General features: G+C 61.3%; 26 protein-coding genes. 16 read left to right on the top strand and 10 right to left on the bottom strand.

Annotation, left to right across the window (positions count from 1 at the left end; translation table 11 throughout):
• Positions 1–52 precede the first annotated feature (52 nt).
• Genes RAN89_RS08285 through RAN89_RS08275 form a run of 3 tightly spaced genes read right to left on the bottom strand, consistent with a single transcriptional unit; the run spans position 53 to position 2723 of the window.
• Positions 53–847, bottom strand: a complete 795-nt coding sequence (locus tag RAN89_RS08285; protein ID WP_138516414.1) for an SDR family oxidoreductase — start codon at positions 845–847, stop codon at positions 53–55.
• A gap of 34 nt (positions 848–881) precedes the next feature.
• Positions 882–1817, bottom strand: a complete 936-nt coding sequence (locus RAN89_RS08280; RefSeq protein ID WP_313869113.1) for a DMT family transporter — start codon at positions 1815–1817, stop codon at positions 882–884.
• Between the two features lie 3 nt (positions 1818–1820).
• Positions 1821–2723 carry a DUF808 domain-containing protein gene (locus tag RAN89_RS08275; RefSeq protein ID WP_313869112.1) on the bottom strand — a complete coding sequence of 301 codons (903 nt, stop codon included), beginning with the start codon at positions 2721–2723 and terminating at the stop codon, positions 1821–1823.
• Between the two features lie 126 nt (positions 2724–2849).
• Here RAN89_RS08275 and RAN89_RS08270 point away from each other — a divergent pair, with 126 nt between their 5' ends.
• Complete coding sequence (locus RAN89_RS08270) at positions 2850–3371, top strand: 3'-5' exonuclease (protein WP_313869111.1); 522 nt, start codon at positions 2850–2852, stop codon at positions 3369–3371.
• Between the two features lie 49 nt (positions 3372–3420).
• On the opposite strand, the gene RAN89_RS08265 is transcribed toward RAN89_RS08270, so the two are convergent.
• A complete protein-coding gene (locus RAN89_RS08265) occupies positions 3421–3855 on the bottom strand; it encodes a DUF2846 domain-containing protein (protein ID WP_313869110.1) in 435 nt (144 codons plus the stop codon).
• Positions 3856–4040: 185 nt separating this feature from the next.
• Between RAN89_RS08265 and RAN89_RS08260 the strand changes: the two genes are divergently transcribed.
• Both RAN89_RS08260 and RAN89_RS08255 read left to right on the top strand, forming a co-directional pair.
• Positions 4041–4511, top strand: coding sequence for an SRPBCC family protein (locus RAN89_RS08260; RefSeq protein ID WP_313869109.1), 471 nt, complete (start codon positions 4041–4043; stop codon positions 4509–4511).
• 65 nt (positions 4512–4576) lie between these two features.
• Complete coding sequence (locus RAN89_RS08255; protein ID WP_313869108.1) at positions 4577–4864, top strand: hypothetical protein; 288 nt, start codon at positions 4577–4579, stop codon at positions 4862–4864.
• A gap of 64 nt (positions 4865–4928) precedes the next feature.
• Here the strand turns inward: RAN89_RS08255 and RAN89_RS08250 are convergent, their stop codons facing one another.
• Together RAN89_RS08250 and ahr are read right to left on the bottom strand one after the other, a co-directional pair.
• Positions 4929–5897, bottom strand: coding sequence for a bile acid:sodium symporter family protein (locus tag RAN89_RS08250; protein ID WP_313869107.1), 969 nt, complete (start codon positions 5895–5897; stop codon positions 4929–4931).
• A 27-nt stretch (positions 5898–5924) separates the two neighbouring features.
• Positions 5925–6941 (bottom strand): NADPH-dependent aldehyde reductase Ahr, encoded by a 1017-nt coding sequence (gene ahr / locus RAN89_RS08245; protein WP_198301855.1) that lies wholly within the window; start codon positions 6939–6941, stop codon positions 5925–5927.
• A 169-nt stretch (positions 6942–7110) separates the two neighbouring features.
• On the opposite strand from ahr, the gene RAN89_RS08240 reads away from it, so the two are divergent.
• A complete protein-coding gene (locus tag RAN89_RS08240) occupies positions 7111–8229 on the top strand; it encodes a beta-ketoacyl-ACP synthase III (RefSeq protein WP_313869106.1) in 1119 nt (372 codons plus the stop codon).
• A 26-nt stretch (positions 8230–8255) separates the two neighbouring features.
• On the opposite strand, the gene RAN89_RS08235 is transcribed toward RAN89_RS08240, so the two are convergent.
• Positions 8256–8783 carry a GNAT family N-acetyltransferase gene (locus RAN89_RS08235; RefSeq protein WP_313869105.1) on the bottom strand — a complete coding sequence of 176 codons (528 nt, stop codon included), beginning with the start codon at positions 8781–8783 and terminating at the stop codon, positions 8256–8258.
• Positions 8784–8896: 113 nt separating this feature from the next.
• On the opposite strand from RAN89_RS08235, the gene RAN89_RS08230 reads away from it, so the two are divergent.
• From RAN89_RS08230 to RAN89_RS08175, 12 genes are all read left to right on the top strand, one after another.
• Complete coding sequence (locus tag RAN89_RS08230) at positions 8897–9214, top strand: 2Fe-2S iron-sulfur cluster-binding protein (protein WP_313869104.1); 318 nt, start codon at positions 8897–8899, stop codon at positions 9212–9214.
• Between the two features lie 105 nt (positions 9215–9319).
• Complete coding sequence (locus RAN89_RS08225) at positions 9320–11014, top strand: AMP-binding protein (RefSeq protein WP_313869103.1); 1695 nt, start codon at positions 9320–9322, stop codon at positions 11012–11014.
• A gap of 131 nt (positions 11015–11145) precedes the next feature.
• Positions 11146–11769: a c-type cytochrome gene (locus RAN89_RS08220; RefSeq protein ID WP_313869102.1), complete on the top strand. Its 624-nt coding sequence runs from the start codon at positions 11146–11148 to the stop codon at positions 11767–11769.
• Positions 11766–13043, top strand: coding sequence for a c-type cytochrome (locus RAN89_RS08215; protein ID WP_313869101.1), 1278 nt, complete (start codon positions 11766–11768; stop codon positions 13041–13043). The genes RAN89_RS08220 and RAN89_RS08215 overlap by 4 nt, the downstream gene beginning before the upstream one ends.
• Positions 13044–13050: 7 nt before the next feature.
• Positions 13051–14688 (top strand): bifunctional UDP-sugar hydrolase/5'-nucleotidase UshA, encoded by a 1638-nt coding sequence (gene ushA / locus RAN89_RS08210; RefSeq protein WP_313869100.1) that lies wholly within the window; start codon positions 13051–13053, stop codon positions 14686–14688.
• A complete protein-coding gene (locus tag RAN89_RS08205; RefSeq protein WP_428984490.1) occupies positions 14688–16895 on the top strand; it encodes an ATP-binding protein in 2208 nt (735 codons plus the stop codon). The genes ushA and RAN89_RS08205 overlap by 1 nt, the downstream gene beginning before the upstream one ends.
• Positions 16882–17556 carry an RluA family pseudouridine synthase gene (locus RAN89_RS08200; protein WP_313869099.1) on the top strand — a complete coding sequence of 225 codons (675 nt, stop codon included), beginning with the start codon at positions 16882–16884 and terminating at the stop codon, positions 17554–17556. The genes RAN89_RS08205 and RAN89_RS08200 overlap by 14 nt, the downstream gene beginning before the upstream one ends.
• A 45-nt stretch (positions 17557–17601) precedes the next feature.
• Positions 17602–18456 (top strand): 3',5'-nucleoside bisphosphate phosphatase, encoded by an 855-nt coding sequence (locus RAN89_RS08195; RefSeq protein WP_313869098.1) that lies wholly within the window; start codon positions 17602–17604, stop codon positions 18454–18456.
• Positions 18457–18498: 42 nt separating this feature from the next.
• Entirely contained in the window at positions 18499–19122 is a 624-nt protein-coding gene (locus tag RAN89_RS08190; RefSeq protein WP_313869097.1) for an L-threonylcarbamoyladenylate synthase, read from the top strand.
• 59 nt (positions 19123–19181) lie between these two features.
• Entirely contained in the window at positions 19182–19850 is a 669-nt protein-coding gene (locus RAN89_RS08185) for a site-2 protease family protein (RefSeq protein WP_087496696.1), read from the top strand.
• Positions 19851–19888: 38 nt separating this feature from the next.
• The gene (locus tag RAN89_RS08180; RefSeq protein WP_313869096.1) at positions 19889–21223 is read left to right on the top strand and encodes a tryptophan--tRNA ligase; all 1335 of its coding nucleotides are present in this window, start codon (positions 19889–19891) and stop codon (positions 21221–21223) included.
• An 83-nt stretch (positions 21224–21306) separates the two neighbouring features.
• Positions 21307–21936 carry an FABP family protein gene (locus tag RAN89_RS08175; protein WP_313869095.1) on the top strand — a complete coding sequence of 210 codons (630 nt, stop codon included), beginning with the start codon at positions 21307–21309 and terminating at the stop codon, positions 21934–21936.
• Positions 21937–21971: 35 nt separating this feature from the next.
• Here RAN89_RS08175 and RAN89_RS08170 read toward each other — a convergent pair whose 3' ends face one another.
• Genes RAN89_RS08170 through RAN89_RS08160 form a run of 3 tightly spaced genes read right to left on the bottom strand, consistent with a single transcriptional unit; the run spans position 21972 to position 25127 of the window.
• Positions 21972–22607, bottom strand: a complete 636-nt coding sequence (locus tag RAN89_RS08170; RefSeq protein ID WP_313869094.1) for a hypothetical protein — start codon at positions 22605–22607, stop codon at positions 21972–21974.
• Positions 22608–22611: 4 nt separating this feature from the next.
• Complete coding sequence (locus tag RAN89_RS08165) at positions 22612–23112, bottom strand: SRPBCC family protein (RefSeq protein WP_313869093.1); 501 nt, start codon at positions 23110–23112, stop codon at positions 22612–22614.
• 29 nt (positions 23113–23141) lie between these two features.
• On the bottom strand, positions 23142–25127 hold the full coding sequence (locus RAN89_RS08160; protein ID WP_313869092.1) for a putative bifunctional diguanylate cyclase/phosphodiesterase: 1986 nt from the start codon (positions 25125–25127) through the stop codon (positions 23142–23144).
• Positions 25128–25131 lie beyond the last annotated feature (4 nt).

Raw genomic sequence — 25131 nt, 5'->3', positions numbered from 1 at the left:
CGAGGCCGCTTGACCTCCATCAAGCAAGTCGGATGCCACAAGTTACAAACGACTAAAAGGTGCCGCCGAATGCCCCGCCGTCCACCAACACGTTTTGGCCCGTCATATAGCCGGCTTGCTGGCTGCACAGGAAAGCGCAGACCTGGCCGAACTCGGCCGGCGTGCCGTAGCGGCCCACGGGAATCTGCGCCTGCTGCAGGCGGCGGATGTCTTCCACGCTCTGGCCGGTTTTGGCCGAAGTGGCCTTCACGGTGGCGGCAATGCGGTCGGTGTCGAACTTGCCGGGCAGCAGGTTGTTGATGGTCACGCCCTTGGCGGCCAGGCTGCTGCGGGCCACGCCGGCCACAAAGCCAGTCAGTCCGCTACGCGCGCCATTGGACAGGCCCAGAATGTCGATGGGCGACTTCACCGCGCTGGAGGTGATGTTCACAATGCGCCCGAAACCCCGCGCGGCCATGCCGTCCACCGTGGCCTTAATGAGCTCGATGGGGGTGAGCATGTTGGCGTCTACCGCCTTGATCCAGGCCTCGCGGTCCCAGTCGCGGAAATCGCCGGGCGGCGGGCCGCCCGCGTTGGTGACCACAATGTCAAAGTCCGCGCGCATGGCAAATACCGCCTCACGGCCGGCCACCGTGGTGATGTCCTGGGCACAAAAAAGCACCTCAGCGCCCGTCTTGTCTGCGTAAGCAGCTCTCAAATTCATAGCGGATTGCTCCAAGGCCTCCGCACCCCGTGCCACGATGAGCAGGTTCACGCCCTCGGCGGCCAGCGCTTGCGCGCAGCCCAGGCCCAGCCCCTTGCTGGCGCCGCACACCAGCGCCCATTTGCCTTTGATTCCTAAATCCATGTCGAGTCCTTCTCTATTGTTGGTACGCGCAGCGTCAGCGCCGGCTGCTCACCACATACACACCCAGTAGCACCAAAACGGTGCCCGCCACCACCCACAGGTTCATGGGCTCGTCCAGCAGCAACACGCCCATAAGGATGGTGGACATGGGGCCCACCATGCCCACCTGCGCGGCCAGGCCCGAGCCGATGCGCTCGATCGCCATCATCACCATCAGCACCGGCACCACCGTGCAGGCCGTAGCATTGAGCAAGGAGAGCCACAGCACCTCTGGCGCCACGGCAAACGCAGTGTCCAGCGGCCGCAGCAGCACAAACTGCGCAATGCACAGCACGCAGGCCACACTGGTGGCCAGCCCCACCAGCCGCAGCGAGCCCAGGCGCTGCACCAGCTCGCCGCTATAACTCAAATACAGCGCATAGCTGATGGCGCTGCCCAGCACCAGGGCGGCGCCCAGCGCCACATGGCCGCCGGCCAAGGTCACTTCGTGGCCGAACACCAGCAGCACGCCGCCATAACTGATGGCCATGCCCACGCCCTGCGGCAGCGTCACCTTTTTGCCATACAAGGCCATACCCAGCAACACGACGAGCGTGGGGTTGAGATACAGAATCAGCCGCTCCAGCGAGGCCGAGATGTAGGCCAGCCCGGCAAAGTCCAGAAAGCTGGCCAGGTAGTAGCCGGTAATGCCCAGGCCCAGAATGCCCAGCTTGTCTTTGGGCGTCAGCGCCACCACGTCCTGGCCCCGCCGGCGTGCGCGCGGCCCGGTCCACCACACAATGGCCAGGAAGAACGGCAATGCCATCAACATGCGAAGCATGATGAGGCTGACTGCATCCACCCCGGGGTAGCGGTAGGCCAGCTTGACGATGATGGCTTTGCCACTGAAGGCAATGGCACCGGCAATGGCCAGCGCCAGACCGGTTGCTATGGATTTAGGAGCTGCTTGCGCAGATTGCACGGGCGCCAATGGCTAATTTCCCTTCGAACCCTGACGCAGGCGCTGCACCAGCGTTACACCTGCCAGCACCAGGGCGCCGGCCACGATGCCGACCAAACCGTCCCACACAAAGCCCAGCGGCAGACCATCCAGCAGGTGGTGCAAAAACGGCAAGCCGTGCACCAGAATGCCGCCGCCCACCAGAAACATGGCCGCGGTACCGGCCACCGACAGCACCTTCATCAGCACCGGTGCGGCGCGCAGCAAGCCGCGCCCCAGCGCCTGGGTGAAGCCGCCTTCGGGCGTGGCGGAGGGCCGACGGGTGAGGTAGAGGCCCAGGTCGTCAATCTTTACGATGCCCGCCACCAGGCCGTACACGCCCACCGTCATGATGAAGGCCACACCGGCCAGCACCATAAGCTGCGTCGTCCAGGCGCTGGTTTGCACCGTGCCCAAGGTAATGGCGATGATTTCGGCCGAGAGAATGAAGTCGGTGCGGATGGCCCCCTTGATCTTGTCATTCTCCAGCGCCACCAGATCCACTGCGGGGTTTTGCAGCGCCTGCAGAAGCTCGGCTTCATGGGCCTGATCGTCTTCCGCGCGATGCAGAAACTTGTGGGCCAGCTTCTCGAAACCTTCAAAACACAAAAAAGCGCCGCCCACCATGAGCAGCGGCGTCACCAGCCAGGGCGCCACGATACTGATGGCCAAGGCTGCGGGCACCAGGATCACTTTGTTCAACAGCGAACCCTTGCACACCGCCCATACCACCGGAATCTCGCGTTCTGCGGAAACGCCAGTGACCTGTTGCGCATTGAGCGCGAGGTCATCCCCCAGCACACCGGCTGTTTTCTTGGCGGCGACTTTGCTGAGTACGGCCACGTCGTCAAGGATGGTGGCGATGTCATCTAAAAGGGCGAGAAGGCTGCTGGCCATGCGGGTCCTGTAAAGCAAGAAAAGCTGGATTGTCACCCGTTTGGCGTACACCCATCAGGGCATACCCCATACGGGCTGGCGCAAAGCTTGCTGGAGAATGAAAAACACAGCGGTAACGCGAACACCATGCCCCCCACTGTCACCTTGGAACGCCCCACCTCCCAACTCATGCCCACGGTGCTCGACATCGAGGCCTCCGGCCTGGGCCGCAACAGTTACCCCATCGAGGTGGGCTATGTGTTGCCGGACGGGCACGCTTACTGCACCTTGGTGCAGCCCGAGCAAGACTGGACCCACTGGGACGACCAAGCCGCTGCCCTGCACCGCATCACCCGTGATCTGCTGGAGGAACGCGGCCTGCGCGCCCGTGAAGTGGCCACCCTGCTCAACACCCGGCTGGCCGGACAAACCGTGTACTCCGATGGCTGGGCCAACGATTTCACCTGGCTGGGCGTGTTGTATGAAGCAGCCGGCACGTCCCCTCGTTTCAAGCTGGAGAACCTGCGCAGCCTGCTCAGCGACGAGGAAGCGGACCAATGGCACGTCGTCAAATCCCAGATCGCCAGCGAGCGAGGCACCCAGCGGCACAGGGCGAGCTCCGATGCGCGCCTGATCCAGCTCACCCTGCAACGCATCAGGGCGCCTTGAAGTACCAGATTTGCCAAGGTCTGACCGGCAATCCTGATCGGCCTGCTGATTACTTCGTTTCAGCCAACTTGGTTTCCAACACGCCTTTCTTGCCAGCGCTTTCATCTACCAGTTGCAACTTGTTGCGCGCGTACATAAAGCCCATTTTGACTTCTTGCCAGATGTAGTAAGCCACTCCCGGCTTGGCATCAATTTCCAAGGTGTCGGTGTTTTCGGCCTTGGACGCGATCACGTGCTTGCCAGGGGCCACTTCCTTGTACAAATAGGTCTTGGCGGCAGTCTGACCAATGGCCTTGCCATCAACTTCCACATCCATCTTGACTGCTCCGCCCATCGACTCATTGCGATAGATATATAGGGCCGCCTTGTCAGCGGGAACAGCGAAGGACTTGACCGCTGCATCCTTGCCGGCGTCGCCCATCTTGACGGATGCGCAACCCACCAGACTGGCGGAAATGAATGCAATGAGAATAAACTTTTTCATGTATTTCTCCCTTGGGGAATGTGTCAACTGCAACGCGCAGCCCCGGCAGTGTAAGTGCGCTCCGATGCTCCAATTCCCCAATCTGGGTACGCGACGAAGCCTCTCTAGACACCAGCCCCCAGTCGGACTCAAAGCAAACAAAGTAACATGCGCCGACGTACCAACCACAAAGAGGAGACAGACCCATGGCCGTTACCGTAGAAATCAACTTGGGTTACGAATTTGATGTGAAGGCCAAGGCCAGCGAGGTCTTTGCGGTGCTGTCAGACGTACCCACCTCCGCCAGCCACTTCCCCAAAGTCGACCAATTGGTCGATCTGGGTGACAACACATATCGCTGGGAAATGGAAAAAATCGGTATCGCCTCCATCACGCTGCAGACGGTGTACGCCTCCAAATACACCTCCAACAAGTCCAAAGGCACTGTGACTTGGACACCCGTCAAAGGCGAAGGCAACGCTTTGGTGGCCGGCAGCTGGAAGATCACCGACAACAAAAAGTCCACCAACATCGTGCTGGAGATCCAGGGCGAACTCACCCTGCCCCTGCCCGGCCTGATGAAGATGGTGGCGGCGCCGGTTGCCGAAGCCGAGTTTGAAAAAATGGTGGAGCAGTACATCGACAACCTCACCAAACACTTCGGCGGGGAAGCGTAAGGGCCGAGAGATTAGGCCGCCAGGCGCTCGCTTCTTTAGCCGAAGATCAGGACAGGGGTACCGTTTTGCCTACCAAAGGCCCATCGCACATCGCGAGTACCTTGGTCCTTGCAGCAGCCCTGTTGTGTCTGGGCGTCTCACTCGCTTGTTGGTATATCTATTTCACGGTGTATTGGCCGTACCGGAACCTCTTCGACGAAACGGGTCGCTATTTCGATGCGCAAACCCTGGTCGTTCACCAGGAACAGAGCGGCTTGTTGATCTGGCCTGCATTGGCACTCTCCATGTTGACCGTCATGCTCGGAGTCGCGTGGAGAGCCATCCGCAGCACCAATGGACCACGCAATTTATAGTCAAAACCGCCGCTAGCGCTCACCGGATATGCGCAAGCAGCTACCAAATCAATAGCAAATTGCGTCAATCCACCCGCTTCTCATAGCGCTGCGCCAATACCGCGCAGACCATGAGCTGGATCTGGTGGAAGATCATGAGGGGCAGCAGCATCATGCCCACTTGCGGGGCTGCGAACAGCACCTTGGCCATGGGGACGCCGCTGGCAAGGCTCTTTTTGGAGCCGCAAAAGACGATGGTGATTTCGTCTTCTTTGATGAAGCCCAGCTTGCGGCTTCCCCAGGTGGTGGCGGCCAACACCAGCGCCAGCAGCACGCAGCACGCCACAGTAAGGGCCAACAGCATGGGCAAGGGCACGTGGCTCCACAAGCCCTCGATCACCGCCGCGCTGAAGGCGGTGTACACCACCAGCAGGATGGAGCTTTGGTCCACCATCTTGAGCGTGGCGGCATGGCGCTTTACAAAGACGCCCACCAGCGGCTGCAACAACTGGCCCAGCGCAAAGGGCAGCAGCAGTTGCTCCATGATATGGATCACCGCATCCAGCGCGCTGCCACCTGACAAGCCACCGGGCACCACAAACCAGCTCACCAGCAGGGGCGTGACAAACACACCAATCAGGCTGGAAGCCGACGCGCTGCACACAGCCGCCGCCACATTGCCGCGCGCCATGGCAGTGAATGCAATGGCCGACTGCACCGTGGCAGGCAAGGTGCACAAAAACAGCATGCCCACCGCCAGCTCGGGGCTCAGCGTCCAGGCGAACACCGGCTTGAGCAGCAGCCCCAGCAGCGGGAACAGCCCGAAGGTAAAGCCCAGCACCAGTAGATGCAGCCGCCAATGGCTCAGGCCCGCCACCACGTTGGCGCGGGAGAGCTTGGCGCCATGCATGAAAAACAGCAGGGCAATGGCGGCGGTGGTGATCCATTCAAATGCCTGGGCCACCGCACCTTGGGCGGGGAACAGACTTGCCAGCGTGACTACGCCGATCAGGACCAGGGTGAAGTCATCAGGGAGAAAGCGGGGGCGTTGCATGGGGGCAGAGCATACCTGTGCAGGCGGCTAGGCAAAGTCCGCATCCAGCACGACTCGGTAGCGGGCGTTACCACTGCGCAAATGGGCCACTGCGTCATTGACGCGGGACATGGGGAAGTGTTCCACCTGTGGCGCAATGCCGTGGCGGGCACAAAAGTCCATCATCTTCATGAGCGTGACCGGAGATGGCGTGGGCGATGCCGAAATGCTGCGCTGCCAGGACAGCAGGCTGCCGGTGCGCAGCTTCATGGCTTCAGTGACTACGCCCACCATGTGCATGCGCCCTTTGGGTGCCAGCGTGCCGAGCAGTGCATCCCACTCCAGGCTGGCACCCACCGTGACCAGCAAAAAGTCCAGTTGGCCTGCAAAGGCCTTAAGTTCTTTCACATCCACACTTGACACCGTGCGGTGCGCACCCAGCGCGAGCGCCTCTTCCCGCTTGGAGGGGCTGGAGGTGAACGCGGTCACATCACAACCCCAGGCTTTGGCGAACTTGACGGCCAGATGACCCAGCCCGCCTATGCCCACCACGCCCACGCGGTCGGTGGGTTTGATGTCGTTGATCACAAAGGGCAAAAACGCTGTACCACCACCGCACATCAGCGGGCCGGCAGCCGCGGGGTCCAGCCCCTCGGGAATGGGCAAGGCCCAGCTCCAGTGCGAACGCACCTTGTCGGCAAAACCACCATGGCGGCCGATGATGGTGGGCTGACGCGTGGCGCACAGGTTTTGCTCGCCCCCCTGGCAGAAGCGGCAGTGCTGGCAACTGTTGCTGTGCCAGCCCAGGCCCACACGCTGCCCCACACTGCGCCCCTTAACCTGCGGCCCCACCGCCACGATGGTGCCCACCACCTCATGCCCGGGCACGACCGGGTAGCTCACCGGAAACCACTCGCTGTCGACCATGGCGAGGTCGGAGTGGCAGATGCCGCAGTACTCCACCGCGATCTCCACCTCTTCAGCGCCCATGGTGCCGGGGTCGTAGTCCAGCCGTTGCAGATCAGCACTTTTGCCGGGGGCTGCCCAGCCGCGAAATGTAGTCATAGGGGTCTCCTGTATGGGTCGTGGCACGCGCGCCATGGCGCAGCGTACCGCGAAGAGGTGACGCCAACTGTCGGCCTTGTAACCCCCGCGACTGCCACCGCTTGAACAGATAATCCACCGGCACGGCCCGTTAGCCTGGCCCAAACCAACCCAGCCCGAGAAGACATTTATGCATCGCGTCGCCATCAGCAGCACCGGAATCTTCACCCCGCCCGAGGTCATTACCAATGCGGAATTGGTGGCCTCGTACAACGCCTATGCGGCCTTGCAGAACGCCCGCCACGCTGACGAGATTGCTGCGGGCACCCGGGTAGCACTCACGGACTCCAGCGTGGAGTTCATTGAAAAGGCCTCCGGCATCCAGCGCCGCTATGTGATGGAAAAAACCGGTGTGCTGGACCCTGAGCGCATGCGCCCGCACTTCACACCCCGGCCTGACACCGAGATTTCGCTGATGGCCGAAATTGCGGTCAAGGCCTGCCAGGACGCACTCACCGCTGCCGGCAAAACCGCAGCCGATGTGGACGGTGTGATTTGCGCCAGCGCCAACATGCAGCGCCCCTACCCGGCCATGGCCATCGAGATTCAGACGGCATTGGGTGTGCAGGGCTACGGTTTTGACATGAACGTGGCCTGCTCTTCCGCCACCTTTGCGCTGGAGCAAGCGGTGAACGCCGTGCGCTGCGGCAGCGCCCGCGCGGTGCTGGTGGTGAACCCCGAGATCACATCCGCCCACCAAGCCTGGATAGACCGCGACTGCCACTTCATCTTCGGCGATGTGTGCACGGCCATTCTGGTGGAGCGCCTGGACCTGGCACCCGCCGGCAGCTTTGAGGTGCTTGGCACCAAGCTGCTAAGCACTTTCAGCAACAACATCCGCAACAACAACGGCTTCATGTCGCGCTCGGAGGACCGTGACCCGGACGACCGTGATCAGCTCTTCCGCCAGGAGGGCCGCAAAGTGTTCAAAGAGGTGTGTCCCATGGCGGCCGAGCACATCGAGCAGCACCTGAAATCTCTGGACCTCACGCCGCAGCAGGTGCGACGTTTCTGGTTGCACCAGGCCAACCTGGGCATGAACCAGCTGATTGCCAAAAAACTCTTGGGGCGGGACGCTACGGTGGACGATGCGCCGGTGATTCTGGACGAATTCGCCAACACGGCGTCGGCGGGCTCCATCATCTCTTTCCACCGCCACCACGCTGACATTGCAGCGGGTGAGGTGGGAGTGATCTGCTCGTTCGGAGCAGGCTACTCCATCGGTAGCGTGGTGGTGAAGCGCCTGTAAGGCCGGGCGCTTCGGACGTGCGTCCCTTAGTTCAGGGGACGCTTGAGGCGCATTTCCTCAATCTTGACGGCACCGATCTGCACCGTCTTGGCCGTGTTCATTTCGCGCTTGAAACCGGCGAGCTCGTGAAAACGCATGGCGCGCTCGTTGGCAATCGGCAGCCAGATGCTCACGTTGGAGCAACCTTCTTCCATCAAACCTTCGCGGGCCGCATCCCAGAGGGCCAGGCCCACACCCTTGTCCCAGTGGCTGGAGGCCACGTAAATGGCCCAAATCTCGCCCATGGTGGGTGGGGTGCCTTTGTCACGGGAACGGTCAAACCCAACGAAACCAACAATCTTGTCCTCGTCCATAGCCACCTGAACCTGGGGCTCAGCGTACTCGATCGCTTCGCGCCAGTAAGCCTGGCGCTTGTCCAAGGGGGTCACGGGAACCGGTGTATCGGCCAGCATGCTTTTGAAGGCTTCGCGAACAGAAGAATTGTGGAGCTCAGCGATGGCTTTGGCATCACGTAATGTAGCGGGGCGAACCTTGAAAGTAGTCGTACTGGACATGTCTAACGCAAACTCAAGCAAAATTGAAAAAAAGAGCGTGATTGTCGCAGCATTCGACAAAGGTCTCTTGCGCTGCCATTTTTCAGGGCTTTGAGTGCCCGACTACCCACCGGATGACCATCCCACATAGTTCCGATTTACCTGCCGTAAAGCATCACGTATCCGTGCTGCCGGACGGTTTGCATTTTGCAAGCAATGGGGTGGACAGTGTGCTGGAGTCGGGTCTTCGCGCGGGAGTGGAGTTGCCAAGCTCCTGCCGCAATGGCACCTGCCGCGAATGCATGTGCCGGCTGGTATCGGGCAAGGTGCGTTACCGGATTGACTGGCCGGGCCTCAGTGCCGATGAAAAGGACGAGGGCTGGTTCCTTCCCTGCGTGGCCATTGCCCAATCGGATCTGCTGATCGAACAGCCTTTCGCGCAAGCACGCTGAATCGGTACAAACACGGGGGTCGCAGGCATGCGGCACCTAGGGTCATCACCATTGCCCCGTCTGTATGCCAAAAGAACAATGCCCTCAAACCACACAGGGACCACCATGACACCCATCACCGTACAACCTGCCGACCTGCCGCTGGCCTGCCTGTACCGCTGGGAGAGGGAGCGCCCCAACGAAATTTACCTCTCGCAGCCCATGAGCGGCGGGCAGGTGCTGGAGATCACCTGGGCCCAGGCCGCCAGACAGGTGCGTTGCATGGCCCAGTGGCTGCAGGCCCAAGGCTGGCCTGCCGGCAGCCGGGTTGCCATCATCGGCAAAAACAGCGCGCACTGGATTCTGGCGGACATGGCTATTGCCATGGCGGGATACGTGTCGGTGCCCATCTACCCGACCTTCAACGGTGAGTCTCTGAGCTACATCCTGCTGCACAGCGAGAGCAAGGCCTTGTTTGTGGGCAAGATGGATGACATTGCCAACCTGCGCACCGGCGTACCCCCTGAGCTGCCACTGATTGCCCTGCCCTTGGCACCCAATATGCATGCCCACCAGTGGCTGGAGCTGGTCAGCGCCACCAGCCCCCTGGCTGCGAGCCCTGAGCCCGCAGGAGAGAACACCAGCACCATCATTTACACCTCGGGCACTACCGGCAAGCCCAAGGGCGTGGTGCACACCTTCAACAGCATGGCCTGGGGCGTGAGCTGCGCCACCCGCCGCTTCCCCATGAGCAGCGCGGACCGCTACATCTCGTACCTGCCTTTGGCGCATGTGGCCGAGCGCATGTTGATTGAGCAGGCATCTCTGCGCTACGGCGGGCACATATTCTTTGCCGAGTCTTTGGACACTTTTTTGCAGGACCTGCAGCGCGCCCGGCCCACCATCTTTTTCTCGGTACCGCGCCTCTGGGTCAAGTTCCAGCAAGGTGTGCTGGGCAAGGTACCGGCCAGGAAGCTGCGCACCTTGTTGAGCCTGCCTGTCATCAGCACATTGGTACGACGCAAGATTCTCAAGGGCTTAGGGTTAGACCAATGCCGCATTGCCGCAGGGGGCGCGGCCCCCATGCCCGCCGATGTGCTGCAGTGGTACCGCAACCTGGGTCTGGACCTGGTCGAGGTCTATGGCATGACCGAAAACAGCGGCGTGTCGCACTCCACTTTGCCCGGCTCGCGCCAGACCGGTTCGGTAGGCAAACCCTATGACGGCGTGGAAAGCAGGACAGACACCGACAGCGGCGAGATACAGATGCGCAGTCCAGGTCTGATGAAAGCCTACTACCGCGAACCTGAGCTCACCGCAGAAACCTTCACCCCGGACGGCTGGCTGCGCACCGGGGACAAAGGTCACATGGACCGCGAGGGCTACCTCAGCATCACCGGGCGGGTCAAGGACATGTTCAAGACCAGCAAGGGCAAATACATCGCACCTGCGCCGATTGAGGACAAACTGGTCACACATAGTTCCATTGAAGCGTGTGCGGTGACGGGCGCCAACTTTGCCCAGCCGTTTGCTTTGGTCATGCTGTCACCCGAAGCCTTGGAACTCAGCAAAACACTGGAAGGGAGAAACACACTGGAGAGGGCGCTGGAGATGCACCTCCATGATGTCAACCAACAGTTGGAACCGCACGAGAAGCTGGATTTTCTGGCTGCTGTCACCACCACGTGGACCGCAGAAAACGGCATGGTGACCCCTACGCTGAAGGTCAAACGCCCTTGCATAGAAACCGCCTACGGCCCATCGTTTGAGCGCTGGTCCCACATGAAAAAAGGGGTAGTCTGGGCTGACAGCCCCGCATAAGGCAGCTGGGGTAAGCTCACCCCATGCGAGCAAGCCTGACCTTCCTCCAGCGCAGTGCGATCACTGCGCTTTTTTGTTTCTGTTGCGTACTACTCGCATGGCCTGAAGCGGGACATGCACAGCCCGGCGGCATGGCAGAACGGACGCGCGCCTGCACAGCCTGCCATGGCGAGCAAGGCAAGGCCGGGCCGGATGGTTACTACCCACGCATTGCGGGCAAACCTGCCGGCTACTTGTACAACCAGCTGCAAAACTTTCAGGAAGGGCGCCGCCAGTACAGCCCCATGCAGCACCTGATTGCCCCCCTGAGCGAGGATTACCTGCGCGCCATGGCGGACTACTTTGCCAGCCTGCATGTGCCCTACCCTGCGCCAGCCACTCCCACGGTAGCCCCTGATGTCCTGGCGCGCGGCAAGGCGCTGGTGCTGCTGGGCGATGAAAGCCGGCGCTTACCTGCCTGTATCGCCTGCCACGGCCAGGCCCTGACAGGACTACAACCCGGTGTCCCGGGTTTGCTAGGTTTACCACGCGACTACCTGAACGCCCAACTGGGCGGCTGGCAAACCGGCCAGCGCAGAGCCCACGCGCCTGACTGCATGGCAACCATCGCCAAGCGCCTGAGCGATGCAGACGTGAATGCCATCTCCCAGTGGTTGTCGTCCCAACCCGTGCCTGCCAATAGCACGGCGGTATCGGCGCGACCAGCGCGATCCGCCCAACTGAGCCCCCTGCCTGAATGCGGGAGTGCGCCATGAAAAAGATTTTTGCCGGACTCTTCGCTGCGGCTTTGTTGTTTGTAGTGGTAGCGGAATGGGTGGCCCCTGCGGTGCGCAAGTCAACGCCATCGCCACAAGCTCTACCCGCGATCCAAGACGCCACTCAGGTGCAGCGCGGCGCTTACCTGGCACGCCTCGGCAATTGCGCCCAATGCCACACCGCGCGCGGCGGACAGGCATATGCGGGAGGAGATGGTTTGCAAACGCCATTCGGTCGTGTTTATCCCGGCAATCTCACTCCCCACCCCACCGCCGGCATTGGGCAGTGGAGCGAGGGCGACTTCTGGCGTGCCATGCACCAGGGCGTGGGACCTCACGGCCGCGTACTGAACCCCGCCTTTCCGTACACCAGCTTCACCCGGGTGAGCCGCGCCGACAGCGATGCCCTATTTGCGTACCTGCGCACTCTGCCTGCAGCTGACACGAAGAACAAGTCGCACGAGTTACCTTGGCCACTCGGCACCCAGACCGCACTCACTGCATGGCGCATCCTGCATTTCAGCGAAGCGGAAACAACAACCATCGCCCGGGTAGATGCGCCCCCTTCGGCACGCCGGGGCTCTGAACTGGTGCAAGGCCTGGGACACTGTGCCGAATGCCACACCCCACGGAACCGGCTGGGCGGTCTGCGCACATCCGCCGCTTGGAATGGTGCCACCTTGCCCGATGGCCGCTGGTACGCGCCCGCCTTGAATGACCCATCGGAAGCCGGGCTCAGCAACTGGGACGCTGCTGACATTGTCACCCTGCTGACGCGGGGGCAGCACCAGCAAGCCTACGTGGCGGGCCCTATGGCCGATGTCGTACGCAACAGCACCCAGTACCTGGAACCCGGGGATGCCCTGTCCATGGCGCTGTACCTGCAAACGCTGAGCAAAGGAGCGGCCGCCCCCAAGCCAGCGCCTGCCTCAGTTCGCGAGAACGCCTTGGGCGCAAAGCTGTACGAAAACCAATGCGCCCAATGCCACGGCAAACGCGGGGAAGGGGTGGAGAACGCTTACCCTGCCCTGGCAGGCAACCGCGCTGTATTGATGGACAACACCAACAACCTGGTCCTGATCTTGCTCAAAGGGGCCTATGGGCCATCCACCACCGGCAAACCGCAACCCTTCGGCATGCCGCCGTACCAGTTTGCACTCAATGATGTGGAGATGGCCAACGTGCTCAGTTTCATTCGCAATAGCTGGGGCAATCACGCGCTGCCGGTGACTGAGTTTGATATAAACAAGATTCGCAATGCACCTGACCGATAGGCCCACCATGCACCCCTCTTTCCGACTGATTTCCCTTTGTTCCGCGCTCGTGTTGGCGGGCTGTGCAGGCCTCCCTTCAACGGGCCCTCAGCCGGACAAGGAGTACGCCATCACCATCCTCCACACCAACGACCACCATGGCCGTTTCTGGAAAAACCGGGATGGTGAATACGGCATGGCTGCTCGCAAAACCGTGGTGGATCAAATCCGCAAGGAAGTGGCGGCCGCAGGCGGCTACAGCCTGCTGCTCGATGGTGGCGACGTGAACACCGGCGTGCCCGAGTCTGACCTGCAGGACGCCGTTCCGGACTTCCGCGGGATGAATCTGCTGGGTTATGACGCGATGGCGGTGGGAAACCACGAGTTCGACAAGCCCCCCGTGGTGCTGCAGATGCAGCGCGACCTGGCGACCTTCCCGATGCTGTCAGCCAACATCTACCGCGATGGCAAGCGCATGTTTGAGCCCTACAAGCTGTTTAACCTGGGTGGAGTGCGCGTAGCGGTGATGGGATTGACCACCGAAGACACCCAGAAGATGGTGCACCCCGACAACATTCGCAATATCGAATTCCGCAATGCGCAGACTGAAGCTGCGAAGGTGGTTCCGGAGTTGCGCGGCAAAGCCGACGTCGTGATCGCTGCCACGCACATGGGGCACTACGAGAACGGCACCCATGGCACCCAGGCACCCGGCGATGTGGAACTGGCACGCGCGGTCAAAGGCATTGACATGATCGTAGGTGGCCACACCCAGAACCCCGCCTGCATGAAGGCTGAAAACGTACTTGACCGCGCGTACGTGCCCGGCAGCGACTGCAAGCCTGATCGCCAGAACGGCACTTGGGTCGTGCAAGCGCACGAATGGGGCAAGTACGTGGGCCGGGCCGACTTCACGTACAAGAACGGTGAGTTCAAGCTGGTGAAATACGCGCTGATCCCCATTAACCTCAAAAAGCCAGTCAAAACGGCGGACGGCAAAACCAGCCTGGTGACCTACACCCCGGAGATCGCAGAGTCCCCCGAGATGCTGCAAATGCTCAAGCCATTCCAGGAATTCGGGCAACAAAAGCTGATGATGGAAGTGGGTGACAGCGATGGCAAGCTCGAAGGCGATCGCAGTGTGGTTCGCAGCCAGCCCGCCGCTTTGGGCGTGATGATTGGCCGCTCCATGATGGAGAAAACCAAGGCGGACTTTGCCGTAGTCAACGCGGGTGGTGTGCGCGATTCGCTGCCGGCAGGCAAGATCACGTACAAAGACGTAGTCACCGTGCACCCCTTCGGTAACACCATTGCTGTGGTGGATTTCACCGGCAAGGAAATCATGGACTATCTGGGTGTAATCGCAAAAATGACTCCAGGCTCCGGTGCCTTCCCGCAATTTGCAGGCATACGCCTTGTGATTGACCAAGGGGTGGTGGTGCAAGCCTCTGTGGCAGGCAAACCCATTGACCCCGCCGGCAAGTACCGCATGGCCATCAACAACTTTGTTGCCGCTGGCGGCGACGGTTACCCCAAAGTGGTGGGGCACCCCAGCTACGTGGACACCGGCTTTGTGGATGCGGACGTGCTTCGTGGCTTTATTGCTGCACACAGTCCGCTGAAAGCTGCTGATTTCCAGCCGGGTGACCAAGTGGTTCGCCGCTGATGCCTTCGTTCCCCCGTAACCGCAGGCCGCAATTCAACCTGCGGACGGTGCCCGCGCCCTGGGCGGAAGGTCGTGCAGGCCAACACATGATCATCGACGGCTATGCGCCGTCTCAGATGATTGAGGACCTGCGCAAATACCAAGCCGAACTTGAAATCCAGAACAAGGCGCTTCGCTATTCGCAACAGGAAGCCGAAGGCGCCTCGGAACGATTTGCCACCCTGTTCTCCAATGTGCCGCTGGCCCTGATGGTGGTAGACGAGGGAGGCCTGGTGCTGGCGAGCAATGCCATGGCACTGCGCTTGTTCCAGCCGCTGGAGAATGACCCTCCGTTGAACTTCCTGCTGCCATTTGTAGGTCCCGAACACACGGACGAGGTGGCAGTGGCCTTCTCCAGCGCGCGCCAGGAGGGCACCAGCGAGGTCCATGAAGTGCAGTTCCTGTCGGGAACACAGGGCACGTTCACCGGCGACCTGCACATTGCCCGCATCGAGAACCCCAGCGATGACCTGGCGCACTTCATTTGCGCCGTGATTGACCAGGGACCACTGCTCACCCAGCGCCATGCTTTGCTGGAAAGTGCTGCCGTCTTGCGCCAGCGCAACGAAGACCTGCTGCTCAGCGAAAACCGCATGGCTGCCATCATCAACTCGTCGCTGGATGCCATTTTGTGCATCGATGACAAGCAGCTCATCACCGTGTTCAACCCGGCGGCTACCACCTTGTTTGAATGCCCGGCGGAACAAGCCTTCGGCGCCCGATTGGGACAATTCTTGCCGGATGTGGAAAAGGCCTTGAGTGAAGGCAACGTGCCGGCGCAAGCCATGCTGGGCGAATTCACCGCCATCACCTTGGGCGGCAAACAAATCTATGTGGAAATCAGCGTGTCGCTTGAGCGCCGCCTGCGGACCCGCACGCCCTTCCGCGCGGATGACCCCAATGCCATCGCCATGCGGGGGCAGCCCGGCATGCAAGGCTCCATCACCACCATTTTTGCGCGTGACCTCACCTCCAAAAAGCTGGCGGAGGCCCAACGTATTGCGCTGGAAACCCAGCTGCGTGAATCGCAAAAAATGCAGGCCATGGGCACCATGGCTGGCGGCATTGCACACGACTTCAACAACATCCTGAGCGCCATTCTGGGCAACGTCGATTTGGCCAAGCAGGACACTCCGGCAGGTTCTTCCGCCTTGGTCAGCCTGGTGGAAATCGAGAAAGCCGGCCGGCGCGCCCGCGATCTGGTACGCCAGATTTTGACCTTCAGCCGCAATGAGCCACCGAAGCGGGTGCCTATCCAGCTGGCCGAAGTGATCCACGAAACCCAGCGCCTGGTGCGCGTGGCCATTCCGCCGGGCGTGGATTTCAAACTGGTAGTGGCCGAGGGCTGCCCCTTGGTGCTGGCCGATGCGACCCAGGTCGAGCAGGCCCTGCTGAACCTGTGCACCAATGCCATCCTTGCGCTGGGACACAACAAAGGCTCCGTGACCATTGAGCTGGGTACTACGACCCTCTCGCTGCCGTTCAATGACCGCATCGGCGTTCCTCCGGGCCGCTATGTGACTTTGCGTGTGCGCGATACCGGCAGCGGCATGAGCCAGCAGACTATTGAGCGCATCTTCGAGCCCTTTTTCACCACCCGCCAGGTGGGCCAGGGCACCGGACTGGGCTTGGCCGTGGTGCACGGCATCATGCAAACCCACCAGGGGGGTATTGATGTGCAAAGCGCCCCCAACGAAGGCAGCGTATTCACGCTGTACTTCCCCGCCACAGGTGCCGCACCCGTAGAGGCACTGGAGCCCGAGCCAGTGACCGAAGTCGAGGGCCGTGGCCGGCACGTCATGTACGTGGATGACGACCAGGCTCTGGTATTTCTGGTGAACCGGGTGCTCACCCGCAAGGGTTTCAAGGTCACGGTGTTTACTGACCCTCTGGAGGCCGAAGCCGCCCTGCGCAGCCAACCCGAGATTTATGACCTGCTGGTCACCGACTACAACATGCCAGGCTACAGCGGCCTGGACCTGCTGCGGGATGCCAAAGCCATCCGTGCGGACTTGCCAGTAGCTGTGGCCTCCGGCTATGTCACTCCGGAAATAGAGCAACGTGCGCTCCAGGAGGGCGCCAGTGCACTTATCTACAAACCCAATGATGTGAACGAGCTGTGTGAAACCGTGCAGCGATTGATCAACCACCCCGATGCACAGCCCTGACGACCATTACAACCCGCCTGTCCAGACCGAGCTGCCTGTGGTGTACGTGGACGATGCGATGCTGGTGCTCAACAAACCCGCCGGCCTGCTGACCGTACCCGGCCGAGGGGAAGCCAAGCAAGACTGCCTGAGCAAACGCGCGCAAGACGTTTATCCGGAAGCCCTGATCGTGCACCGGCTGGACCGGGACACCTCGGGCCTGGTAGTCATGGCACGTGGTGTCAATGCGCAAAGGGCCATCAACCTAAGTTTCGAGAAGCGGCTGGTGGACAAGCGCTATGAGGCAGTAGTGATCGGCCTGCTGTCGGTGAGTGACGATTGGCAGGAGATTGACCTGCCCTTGCTGGTGGACTGGCCCAACCGCCCCAAACGCACTGTGAACCATGCCGAAGGCCAGCAAGCCCTGACCCGCTGGCGCTGCATCTCTGTGGATGAGGTCATTGGCTGCTCCCGCGTGGAGCTGGAGCCGGTCACCGGCCGCACCCACCAGCTGAGGGTGCACATGCAGGCGCTGGGCCACCCCATGCTGGGCGACACGCTATACGCCACTCCGGAGGCCCTGGCCCTGTCAGACCGGCTGCAACTGCATGCCCGCACCTTGTCCATCCCCCACCCGGTCAGCGCTCAGGTGGTGGAATTCACCGCGCCCGTGCCGTTTTAAGCCCCCTGCGGCAGTGCAGGCGGAGGCAGCGCCTAAAATGAAGCGGTGACCAACATACTCAACGCTGACCTCCATTGCCACTCTGTGGTGTCCGATGGCACGCTCACCCCGGAAGCCTTGGCCGAACGCGCCAAGTCCAATGGCGTGGAACTCTGGGCCCTGACCGACCACGACGAGATCGGCGGGCTGCAACGCGCCCGTGACGCCGCGCACGCCCAAGGCATGCGCTACCTCACCGGGGTGGAGATTTCGGTCACGTTTTTGCATCAGACCGTGCACATCGTCGGCTTGGGCTTTGATGCTGACAACGACGATTTGCGCCAGGGCCTGCGGCGCACGCGGGGCGGGCGTAAAGAACGGGCCATGGAAATGTCCGACGGACTGGCCAAAGTCGGCATCAAAGACGCCTTTGAGGGCGCCCTGAAGTTTGTCGGCAACCCCGATCTGATTTCTCGCACCCACTTCGCACGTTTTCTGGTCGAGACCGGAGCCTGCAAAGACACCAATGAAGTCTTCCGCAAGTACCTGACCGAAGGCAAACCGGGCTATGTGCCCCACCGCTGGGCGACCCTGAAGGACGCCGTGCAATGGATCACCCAGGCCGGCGGCATGGCCATCATCGCGCACCCGGCGCGCTACAAGTTCAGCCCGAATGAAGAGTTCGCCTTGTTCACCGAATTCAAGGGCCACGGCGGCCAGGGCGTGGAAGTCGTGACCGGTAGCCATTCCGCAGCCGAATACGTGACCTACGCGAGCACCGCCAGGGAATTCGGCTTGGCAGCTTCGCGCGGCAGCGATTTTCACAGCCCGCTGGAGAGCCACACCGAACTGGGCACCCTGCCCTATTTGCCGGGTGGACTGACCCCCGTGTGGGAATTGCTGAGCACACGCATCCAGTAACCCGACAACCTTTGAGGACCGGCGCTCACCCGCCACCCCGCCATGGCGCAGTATTTCGAAGTTCACCCCGACAACCCCCAGCCCCGCTTGCTCAAACAGGCCATCGCCCTGCTGGAAAAAGGCGGCATTCTGGCGGTACCCACCGATTCCAGCTACGCGCTGGTCTGCCACCTGGACGACAAGGCGGCTGCCGACAAGTTGCGCAGCATCCGCGGGGTGGACGACAAACACCACCTGACCTTGCTGTGCCGCGACCTGAGCGAGCTGGCCAACTACGCACGGGTCGACAACAAGCAATACCGCCTGCTCAAGGCCGCAACCCCCGGCGCCTACACCTTCATTCTGGAAGCCAGCAAGGAAGTGCCACGCCGGGTCAGTCACCCTTCCCGCAAGACCATAGGTCTGAGGGTGCCTGAGCACCAAGTGCTCCAGGAGCTGCTGGCGCACTACGGCTCTGCGCTGCTAGCTACTACTTTGATAGCAAAAGGTGAGGCCGAGCCACTCAACGACGCACAGGACATCCGCGAACGCTACGAACACCAGATCGCGGCCGTCATCGATGCAGGTGCCTGTGCACTGGAGCCCACCACCGTCGTTGACCTGACCGGCGATGAGCCGGAGCTAATCCGCCAAGGTGGCGGAGACCCCGCATTGCTCGGGCTCTGAAGCCGGCGGGGTATCCTGATTTCACCGCCCTCCCCTGACCAACTGAGAAAACCTCCCCTGTGGACATTGCCAACCTGATCCAAACTGTCGCCATCTATGCCTTGCCGGTGCTATTCGCCATCACCGTGCACGAAGCGGCTCACGGCTATGCGGCCCTCTACTTCGGCGACAAGACCGCCGCCATGCTGGGGCGCATCACTCTCAATCCGGCCAAACACATAGACCCGGTAGGCACCATCCTGATGCCGCTGCTGCTGTACTTTGCGACCTCGGGCGCCTTTTTGTTCGGCTATGCCAAGCCCGTGCCCGTGCGGTTTGGCAACTTACGCAACCCCAAGCGCGACATGATCTGGGTGGCCCTGGCAGGCCCGGGTGCCAACTTGGCCATGGCGCTGGCATGGGGTATAGGCATGTACCTGCTGAGCGGTGCCGGCGTGACCGAACCCTTCTTCCTGAAAATGTGCGAAGGCGGTGTGCTGGTCAACGTGGTGATGTTTGCGTTCAACCTGTTCCCCTTGCCTCCGCTGGATGGCGGGCGCATCATGGTCGGACTGCTGCCGCTCAAGCAGGCACTGACCTTCTCGCGCATTGAGCCCTGGGGCTTCTTCATTGTGATGGCACTGGTGATTGCGGGTGTGCTCAGCGCCGTGTGGATGCAGCCCGTGATGTCGCTGACCTTCGGCTTGCTGGACTTGCTGCTCACCCCTTTTTCCATGCTGGCGCGCTGAAACGTCACCCCCCAGATTCGACTGATAGATTTGCACCCATGAGTACTGTTCGCTTCCTCACCGGCATCACCACCTCCGGCACCCCGCATCTGGGCAACTACGTGGGCTCCATCCGCCCCGCCGTGCGCCACAGCAAGGCGCCGGGCGTGGAGAGTTTTTACTTTCTGGCCGACTACCACGCGCTCATCAAAATCGACGAGCCCGAGCGCATCCAGCGCTCCACGCTGGAGATTGCCGCGAGCTGGCTGGCCGCGGGCCTAGACCCCTCGCATGTGACCTTTTACCGCCAGTCGGATGTGCCTGAGATTCCGGAACTCTGCTGGTTCCTGACCTGCGTGACCGGCAAGGGCGTGCTCAACCGCGCCCACGCCTACAAGGCCTCGGTGGACAAAAACACCGCCGCCGGCGTAGACCCGGATGCCGATGTAAGCGCCGGACTTTTCATGTACCCGGTGCTCATGGGCGCGGACATTTTGATGTTCAACGCGCACAAGGTGCCCGTGGGGCGCGACCAGATTCAGCACATCGAAATGGCGCGCGACATGGCAGCCAGCTTCAACCACCGCTATGGCGAGCACTTCGTGCCGCCCCAGGCCGAGATTGAAGAATCGGTCGCCACCCTGCCCGGCCTGGACGGCCGCAAGATGAGCAAGAGCTACGACAACACCATTCCGCTGTTCAGCAGCCGCGAACAGCTCAAGAAGCTGATTGCCGGCATCAAGACCGATTCCCGCGCACCCGGCGAGCCTAAAGACACCGAGGGCTCGGCCCTGTTCCAGATCTACCAGGCCTTTGCCTCTGAAGAAGAGACCGCCAAGCTGCGCCAGGCGTATGCCGACGGTATTGCCTGGGGCGACGCAAAAACCATCCTGTTCGAGCGCATTGACCAGGAAATTGCCCCCATGCGCGCGGCATACGAGGACTACATGGCCCACCCTGAAAAGGTGGAGGCTCTGTTGCTGGCCGGAGCAGCCAAGGCACGCGCCATTGCCACGCCTTTCATGACCCAGCTGCGCAGCGCGGTGGGGCTGCGCCGCCTGAGTGCCGCTGCACAGACTGGTGCGGCCAAAGCAGACAAAGTGACGCTGGCATCCTTCAAGCAGTACCGAGAGAAAGACGGCCATTTTTACTTCAAGCTCGCCGCGGCAGATGGAACGGTGTTGCTGCAAAGCAAGGCCTTCGCATCCGGCAAAGACGCCGGGCAGACCATCGCGCAGTTGCAGCGTGAAGGCTCTGCCGGGCTCCCCGGACTGCAATCCTTGTTGGAGCCCGTGGATGCTGCAGGCGTGGCAGCCGCAAGCGCTGCCTTGGATGCACTAGCAGCCGCAGCCGCTGAAGCCGCCAAGGAAAAGGCCGCCAAGGCACAGGGCTGACTTGCTATTTCTTTGATAGCTACTCGCGCAATATCCACGGGCGCTACAAGCATATTTAACCCCCAACCGGACGGAGCAAGACCATGAGTGACTTTCCCAAAGACATTTACACCGAACCGCATCCGGTTGATGTGAACACATTGGCCAACCTCGGCCCGCTGCGAGGCATGGCAGGCGTCTGGGAAGGCATGCGGGGCCTGGACGTGAAGCCCAAAGCCGAAGGCCCCAAGAAACAGGCGTTTCACGAGCGTATCGAGCTGCAGCCTATCGACCCGCAAACCAACGGCCCGCAGCTGCTCTACGGCCTGCGCTACCACACCCATGTCACCAAGCCGGACCAGATCAAGACCTACCATGACCAGGTGGGCTATTGGCTGTGGGAGCCGGCCACCGGCACCATCATCCATACGCTGACCATCCCGCGCGGGCAGGTGGCCATGGCGGCAGGACAGGCCAGCGCCGATGCCACCGAGTTCGAGCTGGTGGCCACCCACGGGCTGGACACCTATGGAATTTGCTCCGCGCCGTTTTTGCAACATGCCTTCAAGACGACGGAGTTCCGCATCAAAGTGACCCTCCATGCGGATGGCACCTGGAGCTACGACGAAGACACGGTGCTGCAGATTCTGGGGCGTAACGAGCCCTTTCACCACACCGACCGCAACACCTTACACAAGGTAGCGGAGCCCACGCCCAACCCTCTCGCACGCTAAGCGGGCACGGGCATCCGGGCCCTGTCTGAACGCACTCAGGGTGCCAGCACCCGCACCTGCAACAGGCGGCGCGCCTCAGCGCTGCCCTCGCTACTGAAGTTGCCCTGACGGGCCGGCGCGTTGCCGGTAGCCGCAATCGTGACCCACTGGCCCAAAGGCGTGCTTACCGTGGTGCTGAGCTGGTTGCGGGTCTGGCGCGGCATGTCGGCGTTGTTGCGCACTGCCATATCGGCTTGCTGGACATCGACCTCCACCGTCGCATCCTTGTTGCCGCCAGGCCAGCGCGGAATCACGGTGATGCTTTGGCCCACGTCAAACCACTGCACAGATTGCGTGACGCCACCCCCGCTGCTACTGACCGAGGTGCCACCCGCGCTGATGCTGTTGCTTTGGCTGTTGGCGGACTGCACCCACTGCATGGGCACGGACTGGTTCATGCGAAGGCTACCCTTTTCGCCATTGCGGACCTGGATCTTCTGGGGTGCCATCAAAGGCGCATCGGGCTTGGTGCCCAAACGCATGGCGCCGTCTTCCCGCCCCTCTTCCACCTGGCGCAACTCGACCGTCAAATCCCGTTTGGGCAATTGCGCTTGTGCAGTGGCACCCAGCATTGGCAGCGATACCACCAGCGCACACAAGACAGCAGAAGGCAAGTTTTTCAACATGGTCATGGCCTCACAACTCCGGGGGAAGTCCGGTCTGGCTTTGAATGGACAGGCTCTTGAGCCACAAGTCATGCCCATCGAACATCCGGTGGGGCCGCAGAAAGTGCATCAAGCGGGCGCCCCAGCCATGTTGGCTTTCCTCGGTACGCACCAGGCAGCCGCCTGCTTTAGGAATGATGAGCCAAGCGTGGTACACATGCGCCCCCATGCCGGTGCCGTCCCAAGCGATACGCTCACAGGGCACAAACTCCTGAACCCGGGATGTGATGCTGACGCCAAAGGTCTTCCAGTGGAACTGCACGCCCAAAGTAAGGTCACGGCTTTTGTCGCGGATCCAGTCGACCTTGGAGTTGGCGTACCAGGTCGGCCACAAAGGCTCGCGCACCAGCCAGGCCCAGATGTGTTCTGCGCTGGCAGGAATGAACATCTCATTGACCACATGCACCGGCACATTCGCGGGGTGGAAATGCGCGGGCCAGTGGATAACAGGTTCAGAAGCGGGTGATGTCATGCGATAGCCCAGTAAAGAGTTGGCAGGCCTCAGGCCAAGCCGGCATTGCGCTCCAGTGACCAGGTCTGGAACTGCGAGAGCGGCAAGGCCTTGGAAAACAACCAGCCCTGCCCCAGATCGCACCCGGCCTCGCGCAGCAGGGTGCTAGTCATCTCGTCCTCAATGCCTTCAGCCAGCACCTTGAGGCCCAGGTCGTGCCCCAGTTCGATTGACGAAAACACAATCGCTTGCTCTTTGCTGCCAACCACCAGGTTGTCTATGAAGGACTTGTCAATTTTCATTTCCTGCGCCGGCAATTGCTTGAGGTAAGTGAGTGAAGAAAAACCGGCACCGTAATCATCGATAGAGAGCTGAACCCCCAAAGCCATGAAGCTGGCCATGCGGGCCAGGGCGTCCTCTGGGGACTTGAGCAGCACGCTCTCGGTCAGCTCAATGATCACCAGGTGAGGCTCCAGTCCGCTGTTCGTCAAGTGGCGCTGCACGGTTTGCAGCACTTCGGGCTCATGCAGCGCGTCGGCAGACAGGTTGATGGATACGCTGACCCCCGGCAGACGGGTTTGCCAGGCACTGCAGTCGGCCAATGCCCGGGCCACGGTCCAGACGGAAAAGCGGCGCAACAAGCCCGTGGATTCGATGATGGGAATGAACTTGTCCGGTGGAATCATCCCGCCTTGCGCATCACTCCAACGCGCCAGCGCTTCTGCCCCCACCACCCGCCCGGTGCGCAAGTCCAGCTGGGGTTGGTAATGCAGCATCAAGCTGTTTTGCAAGACGGCCTCACGCAGCTTTTCGTAAAGGCGGTTGCGGTCCACAAAATGACTGCGCAGAGCGGAGTCAAACAGTTGGTACTCCAGCCGGTTATCGATCGCAAACAGCAGGGCCTGGCCGGCGTTGCGCATCAATTCGTCGGCCGATGCGTCCCCGTCCAGGCGCTGGGCTGCCACGCCGAACGCCATCTCCACATGCACGGCAAACTCCCCCAGATCGGCGGTATCCCGGAGCTGCGCGATCGCCTGCAGGGGACGCAATGCGTCGGCATCCACCTTCTGGCTGCGCAGCACGATGGCCAACGTGTCCTGGCCCACGCGGCCCATGGCTTGGAGCCCGGCAAGGTGTTTTTCCAGCAAGGTAGCCAGCTGCCGCAAGGACTCATCCACCTTCTCCGAGCCCACAATGCTCACCAGCTCCGGCACCCTGAAAAACCGCACATGCGCCACCAACAAGTAGCCCACTTGGCCGGCATTCAGCGTAAGGCAGTCGGCCAGCTTCGCCGTCAGGCCCTGGCTGTTCAACAGGCCGGAGGGTACGTCATGCAGTGCGTTGTGCTGCAAAGCTTCCCAGTGCCGTTTGACTTCGCTGGTATGGAAGGCCACCTGATCCCACAAATGGGCCTGAAACCGGCTGCGCAATAGATTGAAGTACGCCGCAGTGACGACGTTGAAGAAATAGGCAATGCCGTAGTAGAAGCAATGTTCGTCAAGATAGCGCCAATAGTCCCAATGGTTGGAGCTGTAGTACATCAACAAAGGCACAAGCACTGCATACGCCACACCCACCACCCAGCCCGTCTTCTGGCCTCGCAAAAAGAATACGAGATAGGGAAACACGAAGGTCCAGTAAGGCGAATCACCCGTTTGCCCGCCAAAAACGACGTTGGATGCAAAGATCACAAAGCCCGCGAACACCAACATGTTTTCCGACACCACCGGCGGCGCGTTCCGGCTGGTCAAAAAGATGGCGGGAACCAACAGCAGCCCCACCTCCAGCAACTGAACCACGCCCAGAGTGAACAGGCGTGCATCGGACAGCTGCTGCACATTGCCGATGCCAAAAGCCAGCAAAGTGAGGGTACCAATGATGGTGAAAATCAGCGTATTGCTGCGCCGGCTCGCTGCCGGCATGATCTGCTGTTCACCCACGCCCAGCAGCTGCCACAGGGTCGCGCGCAGGCTTTGTGGCGGCGGTGGCGGGCTCTGCCCTAGCGGCAGTGGGTAGGCATTGGAGTCCATCTTCATCCCT

Origin of the sequence: Rhodoferax mekongensis (assembly GCF_032191775.1) — a bacterium.
GTDB lineage: Bacteria > Pseudomonadota > Gammaproteobacteria > Burkholderiales > Burkholderiaceae_C > Allorhodoferax > Allorhodoferax mekongensis.
Note: the sequence above shows the minus strand (reverse complement) of the source record. Positions and strands in the feature narration are given on the sequence as shown.

Bases quoted from the DNA above. Each gene is read 5' to 3' on its own strand.
- RAN89_RS08215 (WP_313869101.1), top strand. From the start codon at position 11,766: ATGAAAAAGATTTTTGCCGGACTCTTCGCTGCGGCTTTGTTGTTTGTA.
- RAN89_RS08270 (WP_313869111.1), top strand. From the start codon at position 2,850: ATGCCCCCCACTGTCACCTTGGAACGCCCCACCTCCCAACTCATGCCC.
- RAN89_RS08160 (WP_313869092.1), bottom strand. From the start codon at position 25,127: ATGAAGATGGACTCCAATGCCTACCCACTGCCGCTAGGGCAGAGCCCG.
- RAN89_RS08170 (WP_313869094.1), bottom strand. From the start codon at position 22,607: ATGACCATGTTGAAAAACTTGCCTTCTGCTGTCTTGTGTGCGCTGGTG.
- RAN89_RS08205 (WP_428984490.1), top strand. From the start codon at position 14,688: ATGCCTTCGTTCCCCCGTAACCGCAGGCCGCAATTCAACCTGCGGACG.
- RAN89_RS08240 (WP_313869106.1), top strand. From the start codon at position 7,111: ATGCATCGCGTCGCCATCAGCAGCACCGGAATCTTCACCCCGCCCGAG.
- RAN89_RS08285 (WP_138516414.1), bottom strand. From the start codon at position 847: ATGGATTTAGGAATCAAAGGCAAATGGGCGCTGGTGTGCGGCGCCAGC.
- RAN89_RS08225 (WP_313869103.1), top strand. From the start codon at position 9,320: ATGACACCCATCACCGTACAACCTGCCGACCTGCCGCTGGCCTGCCTG.
- RAN89_RS08250 (WP_313869107.1), bottom strand. From the start codon at position 5,897: ATGCAACGCCCCCGCTTTCTCCCTGATGACTTCACCCTGGTCCTGATC.
- RAN89_RS08235 (WP_313869105.1), bottom strand. From the start codon at position 8,783: ATGTCCAGTACGACTACTTTCAAGGTTCGCCCCGCTACATTACGTGAT.
- RAN89_RS08175 (WP_313869095.1), top strand. From the start codon at position 21,307: ATGAGTGACTTTCCCAAAGACATTTACACCGAACCGCATCCGGTTGAT.
- RAN89_RS08190 (WP_313869097.1), top strand. From the start codon at position 18,499: ATGGCGCAGTATTTCGAAGTTCACCCCGACAACCCCCAGCCCCGCTTG.
- RAN89_RS08275 (WP_313869112.1), bottom strand. From the start codon at position 2,723: ATGGCCAGCAGCCTTCTCGCCCTTTTAGATGACATCGCCACCATCCTT.
- RAN89_RS08230 (WP_313869104.1), top strand. From the start codon at position 8,897: ATGACCATCCCACATAGTTCCGATTTACCTGCCGTAAAGCATCACGTA.
- ushA (WP_313869100.1), top strand. From the start codon at position 13,051: ATGCACCCCTCTTTCCGACTGATTTCCCTTTGTTCCGCGCTCGTGTTG.
- RAN89_RS08265 (WP_313869110.1), bottom strand. From the start codon at position 3,855: ATGAAAAAGTTTATTCTCATTGCATTCATTTCCGCCAGTCTGGTGGGT.
- ahr (WP_198301855.1), bottom strand. From the start codon at position 6,941: ATGACTACATTTCGCGGCTGGGCAGCCCCCGGCAAAAGTGCTGATCTG.
- RAN89_RS08260 (WP_313869109.1), top strand. From the start codon at position 4,041: ATGGCCGTTACCGTAGAAATCAACTTGGGTTACGAATTTGATGTGAAG.
- RAN89_RS08165 (WP_313869093.1), bottom strand. From the start codon at position 23,112: ATGACATCACCCGCTTCTGAACCTGTTATCCACTGGCCCGCGCATTTC.
- RAN89_RS08220 (WP_313869102.1), top strand. From the start codon at position 11,146: ATGGCAGAACGGACGCGCGCCTGCACAGCCTGCCATGGCGAGCAAGGC.
- RAN89_RS08180 (WP_313869096.1), top strand. From the start codon at position 19,889: ATGAGTACTGTTCGCTTCCTCACCGGCATCACCACCTCCGGCACCCCG.
- RAN89_RS08200 (WP_313869099.1), top strand. From the start codon at position 16,882: ATGCACAGCCCTGACGACCATTACAACCCGCCTGTCCAGACCGAGCTG.